Origin of the sequence: Magnetospira sp. QH-2, from assembly GCF_000968135.1 — a bacterium.
Lineage (GTDB): Bacteria > Pseudomonadota > Alphaproteobacteria > Rhodospirillales > Magnetospiraceae > Magnetospira.
Map to the genome: position 1 here is coordinate 3,300,321 of NZ_FO538765.1, position 20,450 is coordinate 3,320,770.

The 20,450-nt window shown below is 60.4% G+C and carries 15 protein-coding genes; 7 read left to right on the top strand and 8 right to left on the bottom strand.

Annotation, left to right across the window (positions count from 1 at the left end; translation table 11 throughout):
• The first annotated feature begins 27 nt into the window (after nt 1-27).
• The 3 genes from MGMAQ_RS15535 to MGMAQ_RS15545 all read left to right on the top strand — a co-directional run bounded on the left by MGMAQ_RS15535 (nt 28) and on the right by MGMAQ_RS15545 (nt 3,215).
• Nucleotides 28-729 carry an HAD-IA family hydrolase gene (locus MGMAQ_RS15535; protein ID WP_046022268.1) on the top strand — a complete coding sequence of 234 codons (702 nt, stop codon included), beginning with the start codon at nt 28-30 and terminating at the stop codon, nt 727-729.
• Nucleotides 726-1,031, top strand: a complete 306-nt coding sequence (locus MGMAQ_RS15540) for a hypothetical protein (RefSeq protein WP_046022269.1) — start codon at nt 726-728, stop codon at nt 1,029-1,031. The genes MGMAQ_RS15535 and MGMAQ_RS15540 overlap by 4 nt, the downstream gene beginning before the upstream one ends.
• A 69-nt stretch (nt 1,032-1,100) precedes the next feature.
• A complete protein-coding gene (locus MGMAQ_RS15545; RefSeq protein ID WP_046022270.1) occupies nt 1,101-3,215 on the top strand; it encodes an HD domain-containing phosphohydrolase in 2,115 nt (704 codons plus the stop codon).
• 7 nt (nt 3,216-3,222) lie between these two features.
• Here the strand turns inward: MGMAQ_RS15545 and MGMAQ_RS15550 are convergent, their stop codons facing one another.
• Both MGMAQ_RS15550 and MGMAQ_RS15555 read right to left on the bottom strand, forming a co-directional pair.
• On the bottom strand, nt 3,223-5,343 hold the full coding sequence (locus MGMAQ_RS15550; protein WP_052716451.1) for an ATP-binding protein: 2,121 nt from the start codon (nt 5,341-5,343) through the stop codon (nt 3,223-3,225).
• Between the two features lie 84 nt (nt 5,344-5,427).
• A complete protein-coding gene (locus tag MGMAQ_RS15555; protein WP_052716452.1) occupies nt 5,428-6,048 on the bottom strand; it encodes a tetratricopeptide repeat protein in 621 nt (206 codons plus the stop codon).
• Between the two features lie 123 nt (nt 6,049-6,171).
• Between MGMAQ_RS15555 and MGMAQ_RS15560 the strand changes: the two genes are divergently transcribed.
• A complete protein-coding gene (locus MGMAQ_RS15560; protein WP_046022271.1) occupies nt 6,172-7,077 on the top strand; it encodes a sulfurtransferase in 906 nt (301 codons plus the stop codon).
• Between the two features lie 4 nt (nt 7,078-7,081).
• Here MGMAQ_RS15560 and MGMAQ_RS15565 read toward each other — a convergent pair whose 3' ends face one another.
• The 6 genes from MGMAQ_RS15565 to MGMAQ_RS15590 form a co-directional block, all read right to left on the bottom strand.
• Complete coding sequence (locus MGMAQ_RS15565; RefSeq protein WP_046022272.1) at nt 7,082-7,465, bottom strand: hypothetical protein; 384 nt, start codon at nt 7,463-7,465, stop codon at nt 7,082-7,084.
• Nucleotides 7,462-7,908: a cytochrome c gene (locus tag MGMAQ_RS19830; protein ID WP_198409128.1), complete on the bottom strand. Its 447-nt coding sequence runs from the start codon at nt 7,906-7,908 to the stop codon at nt 7,462-7,464. The genes MGMAQ_RS15565 and MGMAQ_RS19830 overlap by 4 nt, the downstream gene beginning before the upstream one ends.
• 11 nt (nt 7,909-7,919) lie before the next feature.
• Nucleotides 7,920-9,059, bottom strand: a complete 1,140-nt coding sequence (locus MGMAQ_RS15575) for a NapC/NirT family cytochrome c (protein WP_052716454.1) — start codon at nt 9,057-9,059, stop codon at nt 7,920-7,922.
• Nucleotides 9,060-9,175: 116 nt separating this feature from the next.
• Nucleotides 9,176-11,539 carry a cytochrome c3 family protein gene (locus MGMAQ_RS15580; RefSeq protein WP_046022273.1) on the bottom strand — a complete coding sequence of 788 codons (2,364 nt, stop codon included), beginning with the start codon at nt 11,537-11,539 and terminating at the stop codon, nt 9,176-9,178.
• A gap of 528 nt (nt 11,540-12,067) precedes the next feature.
• Nucleotides 12,068-12,802, bottom strand: a complete 735-nt coding sequence (locus MGMAQ_RS15585; protein ID WP_198409129.1) for a PEP-CTERM sorting domain-containing protein — start codon at nt 12,800-12,802, stop codon at nt 12,068-12,070.
• Between the two features lie 242 nt (nt 12,803-13,044).
• Nucleotides 13,045-14,415, bottom strand: coding sequence for a sigma-54 dependent transcriptional regulator (locus tag MGMAQ_RS15590; RefSeq protein ID WP_046022275.1), 1,371 nt, complete (start codon nt 14,413-14,415; stop codon nt 13,045-13,047).
• A gap of 105 nt (nt 14,416-14,520) precedes the next feature.
• Between MGMAQ_RS15590 and MGMAQ_RS19835 the strand changes: the two genes are divergently transcribed.
• From MGMAQ_RS19835 to topA, 3 genes are all read left to right on the top strand, one after another.
• Entirely contained in the window at nt 14,521-16,398 is a 1,878-nt protein-coding gene (locus MGMAQ_RS19835; protein WP_052716455.1) for a sensor histidine kinase, read from the top strand.
• A 189-nt stretch (nt 16,399-16,587) separates the two neighbouring features.
• Nucleotides 16,588-17,727: a DNA-processing protein DprA gene (gene dprA / locus MGMAQ_RS15600; RefSeq protein ID WP_046022276.1), complete on the top strand. Its 1,140-nt coding sequence runs from the start codon at nt 16,588-16,590 to the stop codon at nt 17,725-17,727.
• A gap of 13 nt (nt 17,728-17,740) precedes the next feature.
• Nucleotides 17,741-20,389, top strand: coding sequence for a type I DNA topoisomerase (gene topA, locus MGMAQ_RS15605; RefSeq protein ID WP_046022277.1), 2,649 nt, complete (start codon nt 17,741-17,743; stop codon nt 20,387-20,389).
• Nucleotides 20,390-20,450 lie beyond the last annotated feature (61 nt).

Below are 20,450 nucleotides of genomic sequence, written 5' to 3' on the forward strand. Positions count from 1 at the left end.
GAAACTTTCAGGAGCATAAGACTCATCATGACCGAATTTAGCGCCCTTCTTTTCGACGTGGATGGAACCCTTGCCGAGTCCGAGGAGTTGCACCGCATCGCTTTCAACGAAACCTTTGCCACCTTTGGCCTCGACTGGGATTGGGATCCAACCCTTTACAAGAAGCTTCTCAAGGTCGGTGGCGGCAAGGAACGGATTCAGCACTATCTCCAGGACTACCTGAACGAGACCATGGAGTGGGAGAAGATCAATGAAATGCACGAGGCCAAGACCGTCGTGTACCAAAATGGCGTCAAGGAAGGCCGACTGGTCTTCCGGCCTGGCATCGAAGCCTTGATCCGGTCCTGCCACGAGCGCGGGCAGAAGCAGGGGATTGTCACCACCACCTCGCGCGGCAATGTTCATTCCCTGATCGAAGCCAACCTGGGCCCGGACGCCCATGGCTGGTTCGACGTTATTGTCACCGGCGAAGATGCGCCGTTGAAAAAGCCCGATCCGGGCCTTTACTTAGTGGCCCTGGAACGCCTGGGGATGCAGGGCGGGGCCTGCCTGGCCGTGGAGGATTCCGCCAACGGCCTGCAATCAGCCTTGGCCTGCGGCATTCCGACCATCATCACCCGCACCCCCTGGACCGAGGGCGACAGCTACGACGGCGCCTTGAAGATCTTTGACAATCTGGAAGGCGTCACCTTGGACGACCTGCGCGGCCTATTTAAGGACGCCGCATGAGCATCGGCGCGAGGCTTGAGAAAGCAACCGGCGGCAACCGGGAGCTGGACCGGGCCTTGCGTGATGCCTGGGACCCGGCCGAACAAGGCGATCCGCCCTATACGGAATCCGTTGATGCCTGCTTGGCGTTGGTGAAAAAAGTCCTGCCTGGCTGGCATTGGCATGTGGGCTGGGGAGCCTCGGGCTTCCTGCCCTACGCGATGATTTCCCGCGACGGTCGGGAGTTTCATGCCGACGGACCGACGGTGCCCTTGGCGCTATTGCGGGCAGTCGTGAAGGCGCTGGAAGAACCCGGCGAATGAGCGAACCTCGCTGTTGGCGAATGGCCGCTAATCCCGTACCATCGTCGGCGATGCTCGGGGAGGGACAAGATGGCCGATACTATCCATGAGGATGCCGTAGACCAGAGGCGGATCCGCAACCTGATTTGGGGCGGCTTGGCGATTCTGACCGCCATCGCGATCGTCGGGGTGTTCTTTGCCTATCGCTTCGTGGATTCGGAGCGGCTGCGGGCACAACAGGAATGGCAGATCCGCCTGGGCATCGTCGCCGATGGGCGCGCCGCCGCGGTCGCCGAATGGATCGATGGCAACTTCGCCGTCATCGAAGATCTTACCATCAACGAGTCCCTTCAACTTTATCTCACCGAATTGGCCATGTCCGATTGGGACCGGCTGTCGGTCACCGACGAAGCGGCCCAGGCCGGCTACATGCTCAACCTATTGGTGGCCACCGCCGAGAAGGAAGGATTCGCCAGTCCGCTCTCCATGGCCGCCGAGACATCCAACGTGGGCCAGGCTGGTCTGGCTGGTCTGGCGCTGATCGCCGCCACCGGCGATGCCCTGGCCGTCACACCGGGCATGCCCGCCTTCGACGAGCGGCTGATCGCCGCGTTTGACGCGGCCCTTTTGGGCAAACCCACCCTGATCGATATGTTCCCGTCTCAGGCCGGACCGGTGACCATGGGCTTCGCCCTGCCCGTCTATGGCCTGCAAGACGACCCCGAAGGAAAGGGCATCGGCGTTGTCATGGGTATCCGTGTGGTGGACGAGGACCTGTTCAAGCGCCTCAAACAGCCCGGCGAAGTGGCCAAGACCGCCGAGACTTACATGGTGCGCGCTGATGGCAACACGGTCACCTATCTGTCACCCTTGGCGGATGGCAGCGAGCCGCTGCAACGCAGCCTGGCCTTGGACACACCGCAGTTAGGCGCCGCCTTCGGGCTGAAAACGCCGGGTGGCTTCACCGTCGGTCGCGATTATAGCGGGGCCCAGGCGCTGGTTACCGCCCGAGCCATCGACAACACCCCTTGGACCCTGATCCGCAAGGTATCGCGCGACGAAGCCTTGGCGCAGGTGGACGAACGGCTGAACACCATCTTCACCGTATTTATCCTGTTGATCGTCGGCATTCTGATCACCCTGGTGGCTGTCTGGCGGCATGGCACCTCGGTGCGCGCCGCCCAGGCCGCCAAGAAGTTCCAGATCGCCGCCGAGCGCTTCGAAAACATGGTCAAGTTCATGCGCGTAGTGACCGACAGCCAGCCCACCGAGATCATGGCCGTGGACGCCGAAGGCCGTCTGACCTTCGCCAACAAGACAGCCGCGGACATCGCGGGCATGGAAAAAGACGACATGATGGGCAAGACCATGTCGTCGATCTTCGGGCCGGTGAAAGCGGGTACCTATGCCGAGATCAACGGCCGAGTGATCGAGAACTTCAAGGCCGAGAAGGCCCTGCGCACCTTCCACGACGACGACGGCAATCCCTATTGGTACCGCTCGGCCCATGTCCCCCTGCGTGGCGACCGGGACTATCCGCCCGCCTCGCTGACCATCCTCGACGACATCACCGACCTGACCTTGGAGACTGAACGCTCCAAGCGCCGCCTGCTGCAATTGGTGGATACCCTGGTCGGCGTGGTGGACCGCCGCGATCCCTATTCGGCCAACCATTCCTCGCGGGTGGCCGAGGTGGCGCTGGCGGTGTCAGAAGAGATGGGTCTGAACGAAGTCTCGCGCTCGACCGCCGAATTGGCCGGGCGGCTGATGAACCTGGGCAAGATTTTCATTCCCACCGAGCTGCTCACCAAGTCCGGACAGCTTACCGATGAGGAACGGGACCTGCTGGCCCGTTCCGTGGAAGTCAGCGCCGACATGATTGAAAAGGTGGAATTCGAAGGCCCGGTGGTCGACACCCTGCGCCAGATCGATGAAGCCTGGGACGGCAGCGGCCCGCGTGGCCTCAAAGGCGAGGACATCGTCGCTCCGGCGCGGGTGGTCAACCTGGCCAATGCCTTTGTCGGCATGCTCAGCCCGCGTGCCTATCGCGGCGCCTTCACCTTTGAAAAAGTCGAAGGGATCTTGATGGAAGAAGCCGAACGCAAGTTCGACCGCAAGGCCGTGCTTGCCCTGGTCCATTACTTGGAAAACAAGGATGGCCGCGAAACCTGGGCCCACTTCCGAGAAGATCCGACGGGGACATAAGTGCCTGTTATAACGCCGCCACTGCCGCAACCACCTGATCCAGCATGGGCATGAGGTCAGGCAGATTCGCTGTGACCGTATCGCCGTCGTTCGCCTTGCCCGCCTGTTCCAGGGTGTAGCAGAGCTCGGCCAGGGCGGTGGCGCCAACGACCTTGGCGGAGGATTTCAGGCTATGGGCCGCGCCGCCTACGGCTTCCCAGTCTTCGGCCTCGCCCGCGCGCAGAATGTCCGCCGCCAGATCCCGCGCCGGGGGAACGAAATCAGCCATCAACTCGCGGATCATCTCCATATCATCGCCGAAGTTGCCGATCAGGAACGACAAGTCAATAATGCCGTCGTCGGCCTGGGGTACAGGCTCTTGGGCCTTTGGAGCGGGTTTGGGGGTCCCGTCTTCCAAGGGCAACCAGCGATCCAGCATGGCGCGCAGCAGGGGTAGTTCCACCGGCTTGAAAAGATAGTCGTCCATGCCGCTATTAAAGAACTTGTCGGATTCTTCTTTCAGCGCCGAGGCGGTCACGGCGATGATGGGTATTCTTCCACCCTTCTCGACTTCCCCATCGCGGATACGACGAGTCAATTCGTAGCCATCCATTTCCGGCATATGGCAGTCCGTGAGCAGCAAGGCATAGCGACCGCTTTTCCAGGCTTCCAGGGCCAGCGCGCCATTTTCGAACATCTCCGCCACATGGCCCAGACGTTCCAATTGCAGCGCCAAAACTTGTCTGTTGGTCGGATTGTCCTCGGCCACCAGGATCAAGTGCCCGGCCTCGGCGGCCTGCTCGACCGATGGTGCCACCACGGACACCTCCTCGACCTCTTCGGGCATTACCCAGGGGATCTCGCGACCCACGGCGATGGCCACCCCGTGATAGAAATCAATGCGCCGGATCGGATGACCGGTGCCATGTACCCGGCCGTCGACCTCCACGCAAGCCATCCCCCGGTGGCTGTCGTCCAAGCTGAGAATCGCCGTGCCGCCGGCGATGGGATCGTCTTCCAAGGTTTGCTTGAGAGCAATCTGCTCCGCTTCCGGCCACTCCGGCGCCAGCACCAGCACGTCCCGTTTATCCTCGGCCAGCAGGTCCCGCACCACCTTCAGGTCCGCCACCACCTCAACGGCACAATGGGCCTGTTGCAGGTAGTCGGTGAGAATGGTTCGAGAATCCTGATCGGTAGCCGCCACCAGAGCCCGCAATCCGCTCAGATCCGGGTCCTTGGCCAGGCCCTCGGGCTGATCGGCGGTAATCAGCGGAATTTCCACCGAGAAGGTGGAGCCCTCGCCCGGCGCGCTCTCCACCTGAATTTCGCCCCCCATCAAGCGGGTCAGGTTCACGCAGATGGATAAACCGAGCCCGGTGCCGCCAAAGCGCCGTGTGGTATCGGCATCGGCCTGAGTGAAGGGCAAAAACAGGGCAGCCTGTTTCTCTTGCGGGATGCCGATGCCGCTGTCGGCCACGGACAGGCGCAGCCGATCTCCCGCCGCCTCGGCACGGAGCCAAACCCGACCACCGCTGCCCTCGGTGAACTTGACCGCATTGCCACCCAAATTGAACAGCACCTGTCGCAGGCGGACCGGGTCGCCCAAAATCCAGTCCGGTAACTTGGGATCCACGCGGGTCACCACCTGGAGACCTTTTTGGGCAGCGCCGGGCAAGAGGGTTTCCGCCACGCCGTTGAAAAGATCGTGCAAGCGGACGGGCACTTGTTCCAATTCCAATTGGCCCGCCTCGATCTTGGAGAAATCCAGGATGTCGTTGATGATATGGAGCAAGGAATAGGCCGATTCCCGAACAGTCGCCATCATCGCCTGTTGATCGGGACTCATGCGGGTATCGCGCAACAGGTCGATCATGCCGATGACCCCGTTCATGGGCGTACGGATCTCGTGGCTCATGGTGGCCAGGAACTGTGACTTGGCGCGGGTCGCCGCCTCGGCTTGAAGGCGGGCCTCTTTCAATTCTTCCTCGTTCCGATCAGAGATGCGCACAAGCCGCTTGGCGGTCTTGAGCAGCTTGGTATAACTGTCGAGCAAAGACCGGAACCGCTCCGGCTCGAGGGTTTCCTCTTCCAGATGCCGCTTGGCGGTTTCCACGACTCTCTTTTCGGACTCGAAGGGATCGAAGCTCATGGGAAGGGTCCAACCTATAGAAAAAACACGGGGCGAAGTGTCGGCCTCGCCCCGTGTTGCTGTCAACTATCAGAAAGGTGATGGTCAGCCTTTCTTGCCAAACTCGGCCCACCAATCATTGACCATCTTTTCCGCCCGTTCCAATTGACCGGCGGTCATATGCTTTTTCACGTCGTCGATGCTTTCCTGGATCTTGGCCCGGTCTTCATCGGTTTCGACGCCCCGCTGAACGATGTTGAACCACTTATAGGCCTTCACATAGTCGGGATTGGAGCCATAGGCCACCGCCACCCCTTCGCCAGTGGCAAACATCATACCCAAATTGTACTGCGCTGCGATGCTGCCCTTTTCGGCGGCCTGGGTATACAATGACACGGCCTCGTCGGGGTTCTTCTGCAGCCAGCCCTTGCCCAAATGATAGAATCGCCCCAATCCGAACTGGCCATTGGGATCCCCGGCGGCCGCGGACTGGCGATAGTATTTCAGCGCCTCGGTCTCGGAACGCTTCACGCCGTTGCCCTGTTCGTGCAGAGCGCCCATGTGGTAGGCGGCCTCGGCATCCCCATGGGCGGCGGCGGCGCGGAATTCTTTCACCGCCGTTTCCATGTCGCCCTTTTCCAGGGCCGCCAGCCCTTCTTCCACCCCGGCCTGGGCGGGAGCTGTCAGGGACAAGGCAACGACAAGGGCTGCAATCCAACGGATCATGATGACGGGTTCCTTTCTGTTCTCACGGGATTTTGATGTCTCGGCGTCAACCCGCCCATTGCCTTGCGGCACCTGGCGGGGAATGATGCCCCATACAATATAACAATCGGATCGGCGGTCCAGATGCGGCGTCTCATTCTCACCATCTTGTTACTCCTGGCCTCCCCGGCATCGGCCGATGAGCGGGGTGCCTTGATCGGACCGGAAGACCTTCCGAGCATGGGTAACATCCTGGTGCTGGAAGTTTCCGCGCCCGGCATTTCCACGCCGATGGCCCATATCCCCGGCGCCATCCATACCGCTTTTGCCGAAGATGGCTGGACCATGGACTATCCGGGTCTGCCCGGCATGCTGCCGCCGACGGACGAACTGGCAAAGCGGGTTGGGGCCTTGGGTATCGGCGCGGACCGTTCGGTGATCATCGTTCCCACCACCACCGATGACAACGGCTATGCCGCCGCGACACGAGTCTTTTGGAGTCTGCGCATGCTTGGTCATGCGAAACTGTATCTGCTTGACGGTGGATTGCCTGGCTACATGGCGGGGGGCCGGACAATGACCGACCGCCTGCCCCGCCCACATCCGATCACCTATCATCCGACACCGACCAAGCGCTGGCGGGCCGCCATCGGGCAGGTCTATGAGGGCAGCAGCGCGGGCACGCCGCCCATTGATCTGCGCCCGACGTCGGGCTTCATGGGCGAAGTCACCCATCCGCTGGTCAAACAGCCTGGTACCATCATTGAGGCGGTCAGCTTCCCGCCCGGCGCCTTCATTGATCCGGCGACCGGTCAATTCCGCCCATTGGACTATCTGGCCCACATTTTCGAAGATACCCTGGGCAAGCCGCCGGGCACGGTGGTGCTGTTCAGCAACATGGGCTACCGCGCCGCCATCGGCTGGTTCGCCGTGCGCGAGATCATGGGCCTGAAAAATGTACGGCTTTTCGACGGATCCATGATCCAGTGGGATCAGGAAGACCGCGAGATCTACAACCCCTCCAATGATATGGGCGGGGCCATAGGGTAGCGGACTATTTCTTGTCGGTCGGACAGTAATCGGAGACATAGCGGCATCCGCAAAGGGTGTAGGCGCCGGGTACCGGAGCCCATTTTCCGTCCCATGTATCGTCGTTGAGATCACAGATTTCAGTACAGGCCGCCTCCGCCGCCTCGGCGGTACGGATCGGCCCGCCGGGGATCATCCGGGTCCGGGCAATGCCGCAATCGCAAAGGGCCTTGTCCCCGTCCCGACGCCATTCGCCGGACCAGGCACATTGGAAGGCACCGCAGGTCTCGGCACAGATCGCCGACGCAGAGGCGTCGTCGGCAATGGACCGGACGGCGGAAACATCGCTGGCCCGGGCATCGGCCATACCAACGAGGATCACCGCCAGGAGCGCGATCAGATGCCTCATTTCTTATCGATCCGATAGGTCTCGTGACAGGTCTTGCAGGCCTTGTACATACCGTTGAAGGCCTCGGGCATTTTGCTGCCATCACCGCTATCCACCACGGCTTGCAGAGCGCCGGCGGCGGTAACCGCATCGGCGGCGGCCTTTTCGAACCCGGCCCGGTCGCTCCAGACATCGGGCTTGGCTTTGGATTCCGGATGCTGGCTGCCATCGGGGAACACATGGGCGATTCGCTTGGAAGCCATGTTCAGCATCTTCACCGGATAGGAGAACATGGCCGGTTCGGCGGTTTCACCCTTGCTGACCGCGCCGCCGATGGTAGCCATGGCCTGCTTCATGCTTTTCATGGCCTGCACCCGACCGACAAACAGCCCCACCGGGTCCGGATCGACGGCTTGGGCAGCCGGTTGCACAACAGCGAAAAACGCTGCCGTACTCAGAATCATCAATCGGGTTTTCATTTCATTTTCACCATGTCGGAGGAGCCGTTCTGTACGTATTTCAATACCACCGCCTGTTGCTCTTGGGTCAGCTTGGTAAAGCGGCGCATGGCCAGCATCTGCTTGCCCCATTCGTAGGCGTTGTACTCTTGCCGATCGATCTGGTTGTGGCAGAGATTGCAGTCCAATTTCCACATTTCCTCGGCATAGCCCCAGGCAGAGTCCTTGTTGGCGGTCAGGCCCTCTTTGGAGGTCCAGCCTTCGACACTGACCTGATGCCAGGTGAGTTCGGTTTCCTTGTCGATGAACTCGGCCTTCTGCTGGATCACGTCCATGCCGTCGATGCCCACCTTGGCCACCTGCATTTGCGGACCCGGCTTGGCGAACAATTGCAGTCCGCCTTCGCGGTCCCACGCGGTCAGGCGCACCTTGACCATATCCCCATCGGTTTCGAGGATTTCCAACGGCGTCAACGGCTCCACCGCAGCAGCCTTGCCACTGCCATCCTTGGCCATGCTCAGGGCCTTGGCGGTAAAGGTTGTGACCTCGCCGGACAAGGTTTCACCCGCGGCCTGCTTGGCCAGGGCATCGCCCATGGCTTCGAAGGCCGGTTCCAGCGCGGGCAGCTTGTGAGCAATGCCCTTGTGGCATTCGATGCAGGACAGGCCTTCCTTGATGGCCGCCTTCATGCCCTTTTGCGCCCGGTCACCCTGTTTTTCCCAGTGCATGGCATCATAGGCATGGCAGTTGCGGCATTCGTGGGATTGGTTACCCTGCATCTCGGACCAAACGTTTTTCGCCAGTTCCAACCGATGGGCCTCGAATTTCTCCGGCGTATCGATGGTACCCAGGGCCCAATGATACAGTTCCTTCGTCGCCCGGATCTTACGCAACAGTTTGGGTACCCACTCCTTTGGGACATGGCAATCAGAACAGATGGCCCGGACGCCAGACCGGTTGGTGTAGTGGATGGTCTGTTTGTATTCGGCATAGACGTTGTCCCGCATCTCGTGGCAGCCGACGCAGAATTCCATCTTGTTGGTGGCTTCCATGAAGGTGTTGAAGCCACCCCACATCACCACACCGGCAACAAACAGCGTCCCGGCGAACAGCAGCCGGTTGCTGGAATTCCAGAACCATGTCCATAAAGATTTCATCGGATACCCTCGGAACGTTCGTTTTTTATGACATAACTTTATAACGTAAAATATGAAGAGAAGGGAGCCAACCCAACCGGATTGGCTCCCTTTGTCTTATTGGTGTGCTTTGATGATCACTTCTTCATGGCACGCTTTTCGGCATAAGCCTCCAGCGCGGCCTTGACCATTTCATTGTGGTCATCGCTGTCGAAGGTGCCCTCGGAGCTAACCTTGGCCCAGAATTCCGGGTTGTAGCGCTCTTCGTGGCAAGCCTGGCAGACACCAGCCTTTTCGACGGAGTCCCGCACGTCTTCAGGCAGCGGACCCGTCAGCGGCCAGTGCGAACCCACCGAGACGATCTGCTCACCATCGGCATTGATGATGGCGGACAGGTCGTGATCGAGGGCCGGAACGGCCGGGATCTGCATGGAGACCTTGTTCGGCAGGATGGTGCCGTCGGCGGCAGCCAGGTCAACCGTATAACCCTTTTCGTAACCCAGGGTGAAGCGGCCTCCTTCGAAGCCATAGCCCAGAGCTTTCGGGTTATCGTGGCAGCTTTCGCACGGGCGGGCCTGACGACCGGCGGTGTGCGGCTGCACGGCAGCATGGTCAATACCCTTGCCTTCAGGCGTCATGTTGATGACGTTGTCAGCGACGGTATTGCCGTCCTTGTCGATCACCGTGGTGATCACCTGGCAACCCGGCATCAGCGGGCTGACGCGACCTTCACCGTTGATACCCAGGGTCGGGGTTTCCCAACGCAGGTAGGAACGGGTCTCGGACACCTTGCCCGGCGACTTCTTGCCGGAAGTACCGAGCGGATGGTCGCCGGTGAGGCCGGTCTTCGGATCCCGCGCATTGGCGTTGGAGATCCAATCCGTGCCCATCTTCATCTTGCCTTCCTTGTCCTTGGAGTAGTCGACGGTCACATGGCAACCGTAGCACTGCGGTGCCCAGTCGGCGTGACAGGCATAGCACTCCATGGTCTCTTGGTGCTTGGCAATGTTGCCCATGGCAACCTTGGCCATGGTGCTCTTGTAGGAAGCCGTCTTGTCGATTTCCTTGAGCACCGGCACCCGGAAGTCCAGTCCGGTGGTCGAATGCAGCCAGACTTCGTTGCCACGCTTGACAACGTTACCCAGCGGATTGCCGCGAGCCGACAGCAGATAGCCATCTTCCGGCTCGTAGACGGTGGCGTCCATCATGAACTTCGGCAGTTCCTTGGCCAAGCCACGGGCATCACCCGTCAGAGGCTTGTCGAAGTCTTCGCCGCGACCGATTTGCAGCTCCCAGGGATACTGCTTGACCGTACCGTGGCAATCTTCACATTCGATTTCCACTTGGGCCAGGGTGGTACCCGGGATGTTGCCGTCACCATGGACGTCGATCGAGGTATGGCAATCCTGGCAGTACATACCGCCCTTGGGGTTGCCGTCGATGGACTCCACTTCATGGTGAAGGTCGGCCTTGATGAACATGTAACGCTTGGTGTGAAGCTTCGGCTGCTTCTTGCCCTTGGCGTTGTAGGGAGACCCGTACGGGAACTCCATCAGGCCCTGATAGGACACACCAGCGCGCTTACCACGGTTATGGCAGGACACACAGGTTTCGGCCGGGATACCGGAGTATTCCTTATCGCCCACTTTGACCTTGGTCTTGCGGGTGGCCTGCATCTGGTGAGTCAGCATATGACCGCGTTGCATCTTGTCGATGGTCGGGTCGCCGCCTTCATAGAAGCCATCATTGGAGTACGGCACGTGGCAGGAAGAACAACCGGAACCACGATAGTCACCGCGACGCTCGCGACCGCGGATGCCGACGTGGCAACGCTGACAGTCGTGACGCGAATAGGTGATACCAGCCAGGTTCGGGTGCTTGGAGATTTCATCCACGTTCACTTCCGGGATCTGCTTCAGCTTGCGCGGGAACTGATCCGGATGCGCCTTGGCCATGGCCGTCATGTACTTCTTGTAGGCGTCCGTGCCGACCGACGGGACGATACCGTCCTCGTCAACCAGGTCATAGTTGCCGTACACGACCTTCATGTCCTTTTGGATACCCCAAGACCAGAGGTTACCCTGAATCTTACCGGCTTCGGTATTCATCAGAGCCTTCTCCAGGCGATCCTTGTAGCCGGTGTGGCACTGACCGCAGGCGCGATCGGAAATCCACAAAGAGCCGGGATCGGGATAGAAGTTGTCGGGGCCGCCCTTCTTGGTGAGCATATCGGGTGCGCCCGCGTGGGCCTCTTCTTTCGTCAGACCCATGTTGTTCCCGCCGTGACAGACGGTGCAGCCGGCCTTATCGCCGTATTGGGCACCGAATTTCTCGATGTCCTTCTGCATATCGCCTTCACTAAAGCGCTCGACGCCTTCGTGGCAGGAGAGGCAACCCTTCTCCTTGGCCACGCTGGCCATCACTTTCTCGGGAACGGCCGACATGGCCGCGCTGCCGCTCATGAGCAGGAACGCCGCCGCAATAATCATCAGTCGTTTCATATAATCCCCCGTGAGGTGGTTGGCTTCCCTACGAAGCCGGGTGATAGTCCGCAAACGAATTGCCGACAAATTGTCGCAAGGCCCATGCCAGATTCCGCCCTAGTTTTGTGGTTAATTAAATTTGATGTAGATCAAGAGGTTGTCGGACAAGTCCGACCACGTCACTCGGACATTCTCTTTGAATAATATGTATATTTCGTTCGGGTAGGATCAGATCGATTGAACGATTCGTTCAATCGGATTCAATTCATTGGAATGATTGTAAAAATCGACGCGCGCCGCGGTTCGATCTCGCGGTTCGATCGTCCACGGGCCGAACCGTCTCTCGGCACGAGCGCCTGTCAGGTCCAATCGGACCCGTTGGACAGGCGCAACCCTATTGGAATCGATCACGTCGTGTTTGATCTAATCCGATCAAACACGACGTGATGTGGTGTGCTGGAACCCATTTGCTCCAAGTATCTCATTCAATTCCGAAGCCCGCGAAACGGTCGCCCCAACAAGGCGGCGGCCTTCAGATTGGAGCGATTAGGCAGCGGACTGCCGCGCGCGGCGGCGGGCAAAACCCAGTCCGGCCAATCCGATCCCCAACAGCGCCACCGAAGCGGGCTCGGGAACCTGCGCCGTACCATAGGTCAGGTTATCGATGATCAGGTATGCTTGGGTTTGATTGTAGTTGACGCTCGCCAAGGCGATATCCGAAATGATGCCAAAAAATCCGGCGGTCGCGGTGGCGGTGAACCCTTCCAAGATTGGCAACGCACCAACATTACAGCAGCTGGGGTTGGCATAGTCGAACCCGAAAGCCATGGTCGGGGTATCGAAATTGAAGGTGTGCCCCCCCATATATGTCCACATGTATGAATTGTCGAACCCTAGTCCGGCGTTGCTTCCGCAGCCGGAGTGATTGATACAGCCGTAAACCGATCCCGACCAATCGTAATCGGCCCTGGCTTCAAAGCCATGGAAAGACGAGGCGATGCCATCCAGCGAATCAACGGTGAACGTCCCCAACGCATTTTCAAACTGGGCGCGGTCCGTGTAGGTCACGACAGCAGCTTGCCCGACCGATGCCAACACGAAATATCCGACCGTTGCGAGGATCAAAGTAAGTTTCATTTTTCTTGTTCCCTTTATTCTTAAGGCTCTGGCTTGGTTTCCTGTCATTGAAAATGCATGATGCGTGCCAATCCATGCAACATCATGAAAACTAAAGGGAAAACATGTATAACAAAATCCGAAAAGCTGGATCGGCGGCAACAACTAACACAAAAGCGTAAGCCATTCCGACAATCAGGCGGTCCAGCCGGAAGGGCCGAAGGCCCCGAAAAATCATTCAGTCTGTTGATATAAAAGAATTAAATAAGGCTTTGACGCTGTAATGAATCTCGACAAATGGGAAAACCGTGTGTCCGAATTCCGACGCTCCTCCCGGTGCCTGTCCCCAACAAGGATCGGCATGTCGATGCCGCCAAACTGCGGCCCCATATGCTCTTGCCGTCTTTTCAGCCCGTCTCGGAAGTCAGCCCGAACTCCTTGATTCGCCGCTCCAATCGCGGTCGGGAAACGCCGAGAATCTCGCAGGTCTTGCCCTTGTGCCAGCCGGTCTGGTTGAGCACATGGACGATATGGCGCCGCTCCAGTTCCTTCAGCGACAGCCATTGATCCTCGCCGAGTTTCGGCATGGGCGCCGGGGCGCAGGGAGATCGACGGGCGCAGCGCAGTTCCTCGGACAAATGGGTCGCGGTGAGCACATTGCCGCGCTCCATGACCACGGCCTTCATCAACACGTTGTCCAACTCGCGGATATTACCCGGCCAGTCATGGTTCTTCAGGCATTGGAGACAATCGGCGGCAACGCTACGGATATTGCGCCGGACGTCTCTGTTGATACGCCGCATCAAATGCTCCACCAGCAGCGGGATGTCCGCGCGCCGCTCGCGCAGCGGCGGCATGCCGATGGAAACCACGTTGAGGCGGTAAAACAAATCCTCGCGGAACAGGCCTCCTTGCACCTGGTTGTCCAAATCCAAGTTGGTGGCGGCGATGAACCGCGCCTTGCTGGATTTCACCTGGCTGGAACCCACCGGGGAATACTCCCTGGCCTCCAACACGCGCAACAGCTTGCCCTGCATTGCCGGGGACAGTTCGCCGATCTCGTCCAGGAACAAGGTGCCGTCGCCGACCAGTTCCACCTTGCCCACATGGGTGCTGACGGCCCCGGTAAAGGCGCCGCGCTCATGGCCGAACATCTCGCTTTCCAGCAGGGTTTCCACCAGGGCGGCACAGTTGACGGCCATGAACGGCTGATCGTGATTGGGGCTGGCCTTATGGATGGCGCGCGCAACCAATTCCTTGCCGGTGCCGGACTCGCCCTGAATCAGCACGGTGACCGGGCTCTGGGCCACCAGGGCGATCTGTTTGAAGATTTCCTTCATGCCATGGGATTGGCCCACCAGCATGGAGGAATCAACGGGACCGGCGCCAATCTGCAACTCCTCGCCTTGCTGCCCCACGCCCCGGGAAAGAACCCGCTCCAAGGCGATATCCATCTCGTTGACATCGATGGGCTTGGGGATGTAGTCGGCGGCGCCGCCCTGCATGGCCCGCACGGTGGTATCCAGGTCATGGAAGGCGGTCATGATGATGACCGGCAGATCGGGCTTCTTTTCGTGAATCTCCTTGAGCATGGAAAAGCCGTCGCGCCCCGGCATCCGCACATCGGAGATCACCGCATCCACCTCACCGGCCAGCACATGAGGCATGGCCTCGTCTGGGGAATGGGCCACTCTTACGCCGAACCCCTTTTGCTCGTAGTGCAGTTGCAGGGTGCGGCAAATGGCCGTGTCGTCGTCGGTGATCAAGATGGTGGACATGCGGCTCCCGCGCGGTCTGAAATCGGCAAGGAGTATCGCTCCTGTGGCGACGCTTGGCAACGGGCGAGGTCGGCGCTAGGTTGAGACTTCCGGTCCGGGGACGCCATGAAACTCTCTTGGAAGATTTTTACCTTCACGTTTCTGATCGCCGCCCTCACTTTGTCTTTGGTCGGCGCCCATACGGTTGACCGTATTGTCGGTATTTTGATCGACCATACCCTGTCCAGCGTCCAGGGCCATGCCGGACGCGAGGCCAAGGTGTTGGAAAACCATTTCCGCGACGCCATGTCCGATACCTTGTTGCTGGCCTCCACCTATGCGGCGCGCGAGTTGCCCGCCACACAGTCGGAAGCCGGACGGCTGGCTATCATCGGCGAGATGCAGGCCACGTTCATGACCCTGCTGCGTGAAAAACCGGCCTATACCCAAGTGCGGCTCATCTGCCGCGAGGGCAAGGAACTGGTGCGCGTCAATCAAGTGGGCGGCATCATCGACGTGGTGACCGAAGACCGGCTTCAGGATAAATCCAACCGCTATTACTTCAAGGAAACCATCGATATGCCACCGGGCGAATTGTTCGTCTCGGCGGTAGACCTCAACCGCGAGGAAGGCAAGATTGTCGTCCCCCATCAGCCGGTGGTGCGCATCGCCACGCCGGTGGCCAGCACCGGCGGCACGGTGGTCGGCATCCTGGTCATCAATCTGGACCTCAATACCCTGCTTGATGAAATCGCCTCCCCCGAAGAAGGCGGCATTCTTGTGGTCACCAACGAACAGGGGGACTATCTCTACCACCCGGATAACAGCCTGACCTTTGGCTTCGAGTTCGGGCACGAGAACCGGCTACCCGGGGAATACCGCCTGGTGCCACAATGGAATCGCTGGATGCAGAGCGTTGATCGTCCGGCGGCGGTAAAGTTCGCCACCGATACCTCGATCATCGCCCTGCAAAAAATCTTTCTGACCGGTGATCTTGCCTTCGGGCCCGACCGCACTTTGGCGCTCGGGGTCATTGTGCCCCAGGCCATCCTCCATGGCGAGGGCGACCTGATGCAGCGCCACTTCCAAATCATGATGGTCATCATCTGCGGCCTGCTGGCTGCCGCTTTGGGTGCGGTGACGGCCTATATTACCCGGCCGATCCGGGTTCTCACCGAGGCCGCCAACCGCATTGCCTCCGGGGAACACGGCGTTCCCGTCCCCACCGGCGGAAATGACGAGATCGGCATCTTGGCCCAAGACTTCGACGCCATGGTCACGGCCCTGAAAGATAGTGCGCGCACCAAGGAACTGGCCGCCTTGGGGCGCATGTCGGCGATGGTTGCCCATGACCTGCGCAACGCTCTTTCCTCGGTGAAGATGAATTTGCAGATCCTCGAACAGGATGGCGATCCCGGCGACCATTCACAGGCGCAAAAATATGATATTTCGCTGCGTCAGGTCAGCTACATGGAAGACATCCTGCAAGACCTGCTTTCCTTCGCCCGTTCCGAGGCGCCCCGCGCCGACTGGCACGAAATGGCGGAAATCGTGCAGACCGCCACCGTGACCTTGCTGCCCCTGGCGGCGGAAAAGGGCGGCTCCTTCGTCACCCGCAATCTGGAAACCCTGCCCCGGGTGCGCTGTGATCGGACCAAGATGATCCAGGTGTTCCAGAATTTGGTCGACAACGCCCTGGACGCGCAATCGGAGGGCGGAGAGGTCATTATCTCCGGCCAACTGGTCCCCGGCGCCGATGGACCGGAAGTGCGCATCGACGTCGCCGATCAGGGTGCGGGCATCCCCAACGACATCCGCCCGCAGTTGTTCGAACCCTTCTTCACCACCCGTACCAAAGGCACCGGACTGGGCCTGGCCATCGTCAAACGGATCGTCGAGGATCATGACGGACGGGTCGAGCTTTTTTCAAGAATTGGCATGGGCACAACCATAACCGTTGTGCTGCCCGTGGCCGGTCCCGGCGCGTCCGAACCGACCCTGTAGCACCCTTTTCAACGGAATACCTGGGGTCCTTATGGTTTGTCGCCGCCTGTCTGGCCGATGATCCCGGCACCGCCCCTCTCATGGGATCAGCAAGCAGTCCAAACAAATACAATCTCTAATTTATGAACTATACACCAAGTCTCGTTTATATAGATTGACGACTCGCTCACCATGACACTACCTTGGATCATGGATGAAAAAACTTTAAACCTACCGGTCTCGGAGAAGCTCGACTGGCTGCGGCTGATTCGCAGCGAGAACGTGGGACCGATCACTTTTCACGGACTGCTGCAACAGTTCGGCAGCGCCCGGGCAGCCCTGGACGCCCTGCCGGATCTAGCCCGGCGTGGTGGGCGCAAGAAGCTGAAGGTTGCCTCCCGAGCCCAGGCCGAGAAGGAAATCGAGGCGGCCCGGGCCATGGGCGCCCGCCTGATTGCCGCCGTGGAGCCGGATTATCCCCCTCTGCTGGCGCAGACCGAAGATGCCCCGCCGCTGATCTATCTGCTTGGCCATGCCCATCTGCTGCGTAAAAAGGCCGTGGCGGTGGTGGGTGCCCGAAATGCCTCGGTCAATGGCTGCCATCTGGCCGAACGACTGAGTCGCGATCTGGGACAGGGGGGGCTGCTGGTGGTGTCGGGAATGGCCCGGGGCATTGATGCCGCCGCCCATCGCGGCGCCTTGGCCACGGGCACGGTCGCCGTGCTGGCCGGCGGGGTCGACCATATCTATCCGAAGCAAAACAAAGAGCTTTATGCCCGGATCCGCGACATGGGAGCGTTGATCGCCGAGTCTCCGCCCGGCACCGTGCCTCAGGCCCGCCACTTTCCCAGCCGCAACCGGTTGATCTCCGGCATGTCCCGAGGCGTGTTGGTGGTCGAGGCGGCGCCACGGTCCGGCTCCTTGATCACCGCCCGCCTGGCCCTGGACCAGGGCCGAGAAGTGTTCTCGGTTCCCGGTTCGCCGTTGGACCCGCGCAGCCACGGAACCAACGACCTGTTGCGCCAAGGGGCGGTCTTGGTGGAAACCGCCGACGAGATTCTTGATCAGGTCAAAACCAGCGGCTCGGCGTCGCTGAAAGAACCCCGCCAATCCTTTCCCAGCGCCGTTTCGCCGACCGAATTGGCGCCGGTTCCGGCCCCCGAAGACCGAGATTCCGCTCGCGACCTGATTACAAATTCTTTGGGTCCATCGCCCGTGAGTGTTGACGAAATCATCAGACGGTGCCAATTCTCCCCCGCCGTGGTTGCCACGGTGCTCCTGGAACTGGAACTGTCCAGTCGCCTGGAGCGTCACCCGGGCAACCGGGTTTCCCTGATCCATGACGGGTGAGTAGGCTTTATATATGAACGTCGTCGTCGTCGAATCTCCGGCCAAGGCCAAGACCATCAACAAGTACCTGGGATCCGACTATACGGTCCTGGCCTCCTATGGGCATATTCGCGACCTCCCGGCCAAGGACGGCTCGGTGCGGCCGGACGAGGACTTCGCCATGGACTGGGAGCTGGACGGCAAGTCGTCCAAGCACGTCAAGGAGATCCTTTCCGCCGTCAAGGGCGCCGATCACCTGTACCTGGCCACGGATCCGGATCGTGAAGGCGAGGCTATCTCCTGGCACGTTCAAGAAGTTCTGGAACAGAAAAAGGCTCTCAAGGGGGTCGCGGTCAAACGGGTGGTGTTCAACGAGATCACCAAGACCGCCGTGCTCGACGCCATGGCCAATCCCCGCGACCTGGATCATGAATTGATTGATGCCTACATGGCGCGCCGGGCCTTGGACTATCTGGTCGGCTTCAATCTGTCGCCGGTGCTGTGGCGCAAGTTGCCGGGCTCCCGTTCCGCCGGTCGTGTGCAATCGGTGGCCCTACGCCTGATCTGCGAGCGCGAAGCCGAGATCGAGATTTTCAAGCCACGGGAATACTGGTCCGTTCAGGCCGATTTCGGCACGCCCTCGGGCGGCTTGGTGACCGCCCAGTTGAGCCAATTGGACGGTACCAAGCTCGACAAGATGGACCTGAAAGACGAAGCCGCCGCCCAGGCCGCTGTCGCCGCCATTCAGGCAGGCTCCTTCTCGGTCACCAAGGTGGAGCGCAAACAGGGCCGCCGCAATCCGCCACCGCCCTTCACCACCTCGACCCTGCAACAGGAAGCCTCGCGCAAGCTGGGCTTTGGCGCCAAGCGCACCATGCAGGTGGCGCAGCGGCTCTACGAAGGCGTCGATATTGGTGGCGAGACGGTTGGTCTTATTACTTATATGCGGACGGACGCCGTGAACATGGCCAAGGAAGCCGTGGCCGCCACCCGAGACCTGATCGGCGGCAGCTACGGCGGGCAATACCTGCCCAAGGAACCTCGCATCTACAAGACCAAGGCCAAGAACGCCCAGGAGGCCCACGAGGCCATCCGCCCCACCGATGTGGCCCGCACCCCGAAGGAGGTGAGCAGGCTGCTCTCTGACGAGCAGTTCAAGCTCTATGAGCTGGTCTGGAAGCGCACCGTGGCCTGTCAGATGGCCAGCGCCCTGATGGACCAGGTGGGCGCCGACATCGCCGACGCGGGCGGTCGGGCCGTGTTGCGCGCCACCGGCTCCGTGGTGGCCTTTGACGGCTTCCTGAAGCTTTATCAGGAAGGCCGCGACGATGTGGAGGATGAAAAGAGCGAGAAACGCCTGCCCCAGGTCAACGAAGGCGAGGCCATGGCGCTGAAGGAAACCACGCCGGAGCAGCATTTCACCCAGCCGCCGCCACGCTACACCGAAGCCAGCCTGGTCAAGAAGATGGAAGAGCTGGGCATCGGCCGCCCTTCCACCTATGCCAGCATCATTTCGGTCTTGCAGGACCGCGATTACGTGAAGCTGGAAAAGAAACGTTTCGTGCCCGAGGACCGAGGCCGTCTGGTCACCTCGTTCCTGTCGGAATTCTTCACCCGCTACGTGGCCTACGATTTCACCGCCGGGCTGGAGGAACAGCTCGACGATATCTCCGGCGGGCGCATCGCTTGGCGGACCGTGCTGCATGACTTCTGGGGGGCCTTCAACCTGAAGGTCGGCGAGACCAAGGAACTGCGGGTCAAGGACGTGCTCGACGCCCTGGACGCCGCCCTGGGCCCGCATTTCTTCCCGACCCCCGAGGACGGCAGCGATCCGCGCGCCTGCCCCAAATGCGATGACGGGCGCATGAACCTGAAGCTGGGCAAGTACGGCGCCTTCATCGGCTGCTCCAACTATCCCGATTGCCGTTTCACCAAGCGCCTGGAAGTGGCCAACGGCAACGGCGAGAATGGCGACGGCAACGGCAATATCGAGACACGGGAGTTAGGCGTCGATCCACAGACCGAGCTCATGGTTACCCTGCGCCAGGGCCCCTATGGGCTTTACGTGCAATTGGGCGAGGCCGAGGGCACCGGCAAGAAAGCCACCAAGCCCAAGCGCGCCTCGCTGCCCAAGGGCCTGCCCGCCGACCAGGTGGATCTGGACAAGGCCCTTGGCTTGCTGGCGTTGCCCCGGGAAATCGGCATTCACCCGGAAACCGGCGACAAGATCATGGCCGGCCTGGGCCGCTTCGGTCCCTATATCAAACTCGGCGGCACCTATGTGTCGTTGAAGGAAGACGACGTGCTGACCGTCGGCATGAACCGGGCGGTGGAACTGTTGGCCAATGCCCCGCGCAAGGATCCGCCGAAGGAACTGGGCAAGCACCCCAAGGACGGCAAGCCGGTCACCCAGCGCAGTGGCCGTTGGGGTCCCTATGTGCAGCATGGCCGGGTCATGGCGACCATTCCCAAGGAAGAGCGCGACAACGACATCACCTTGGAACGGGCGGTGGAGCTGATCGCCGCCAAATCGGGCAAGGGCGGTAAGACAGCCAAGAAACCGGCGGCCAAGAAGGCTCCAGCCAAAAAGACGGCGGCAGGGAAACCCGCCGCCAAGAAGAAGCCTGCGGCCAAAAAAGCCCCGGCGAAAAAGGCCGCTCCCAAAAAGACCCCCGCCGAATAAACCCCACATTGACAGCCCCGCTCCCGGCCATTAAAACCCGGGGACGGCTGGGCCCCGTCAA

Excerpts from the sequence above, each read along its gene's own strand:
- MGMAQ_RS15555 (WP_052716452.1), bottom strand. The coding sequence starts at position 6,048 with ATGATCCGTTGGATTGCAGCCCTTGTCGTTGCCTTGTCCCTGACAGCT.
- MGMAQ_RS19830 (WP_198409128.1), bottom strand. The coding sequence starts at position 7,908 with ATGATTCTGAGTACGGCAGCGTTTTTCGCTGTTGTGCAACCGGCTGCC.
- MGMAQ_RS15575 (WP_052716454.1), bottom strand. The coding sequence starts at position 9,059 with ATGAAATCTTTATGGACATGGTTCTGGAATTCCAGCAACCGGCTGCTG.
- MGMAQ_RS15540 (WP_046022269.1), top strand. The coding sequence starts at position 726 with ATGAGCATCGGCGCGAGGCTTGAGAAAGCAACCGGCGGCAACCGGGAG.
- MGMAQ_RS15535 (WP_046022268.1), top strand. The coding sequence starts at position 28 with ATGACCGAATTTAGCGCCCTTCTTTTCGACGTGGATGGAACCCTTGCC.
- MGMAQ_RS15550 (WP_052716451.1), bottom strand. The coding sequence starts at position 5,343 with ATGAGCTTCGATCCCTTCGAGTCCGAAAAGAGAGTCGTGGAAACCGCC.
- dprA (WP_046022276.1), top strand. The coding sequence starts at position 16,588 with ATGGATGAAAAAACTTTAAACCTACCGGTCTCGGAGAAGCTCGACTGG.
- MGMAQ_RS19835 (WP_052716455.1), top strand. The coding sequence starts at position 14,521 with ATGAAACTCTCTTGGAAGATTTTTACCTTCACGTTTCTGATCGCCGCC.
- MGMAQ_RS15560 (WP_046022271.1), top strand. The coding sequence starts at position 6,172 with ATGCGGCGTCTCATTCTCACCATCTTGTTACTCCTGGCCTCCCCGGCA.
- MGMAQ_RS15545 (WP_046022270.1), top strand. The coding sequence starts at position 1,101 with ATGGCCGATACTATCCATGAGGATGCCGTAGACCAGAGGCGGATCCGC.
- MGMAQ_RS15590 (WP_046022275.1), bottom strand. The coding sequence starts at position 14,415 with ATGTCCACCATCTTGATCACCGACGACGACACGGCCATTTGCCGCACC.
- topA (WP_046022277.1), top strand. The coding sequence starts at position 17,741 with ATGAACGTCGTCGTCGTCGAATCTCCGGCCAAGGCCAAGACCATCAAC.
- MGMAQ_RS15580 (WP_046022273.1), bottom strand. The coding sequence starts at position 11,539 with ATGAAACGACTGATGATTATTGCGGCGGCGTTCCTGCTCATGAGCGGC.
- MGMAQ_RS15565 (WP_046022272.1), bottom strand. The coding sequence starts at position 7,465 with ATGAGGCATCTGATCGCGCTCCTGGCGGTGATCCTCGTTGGTATGGCC.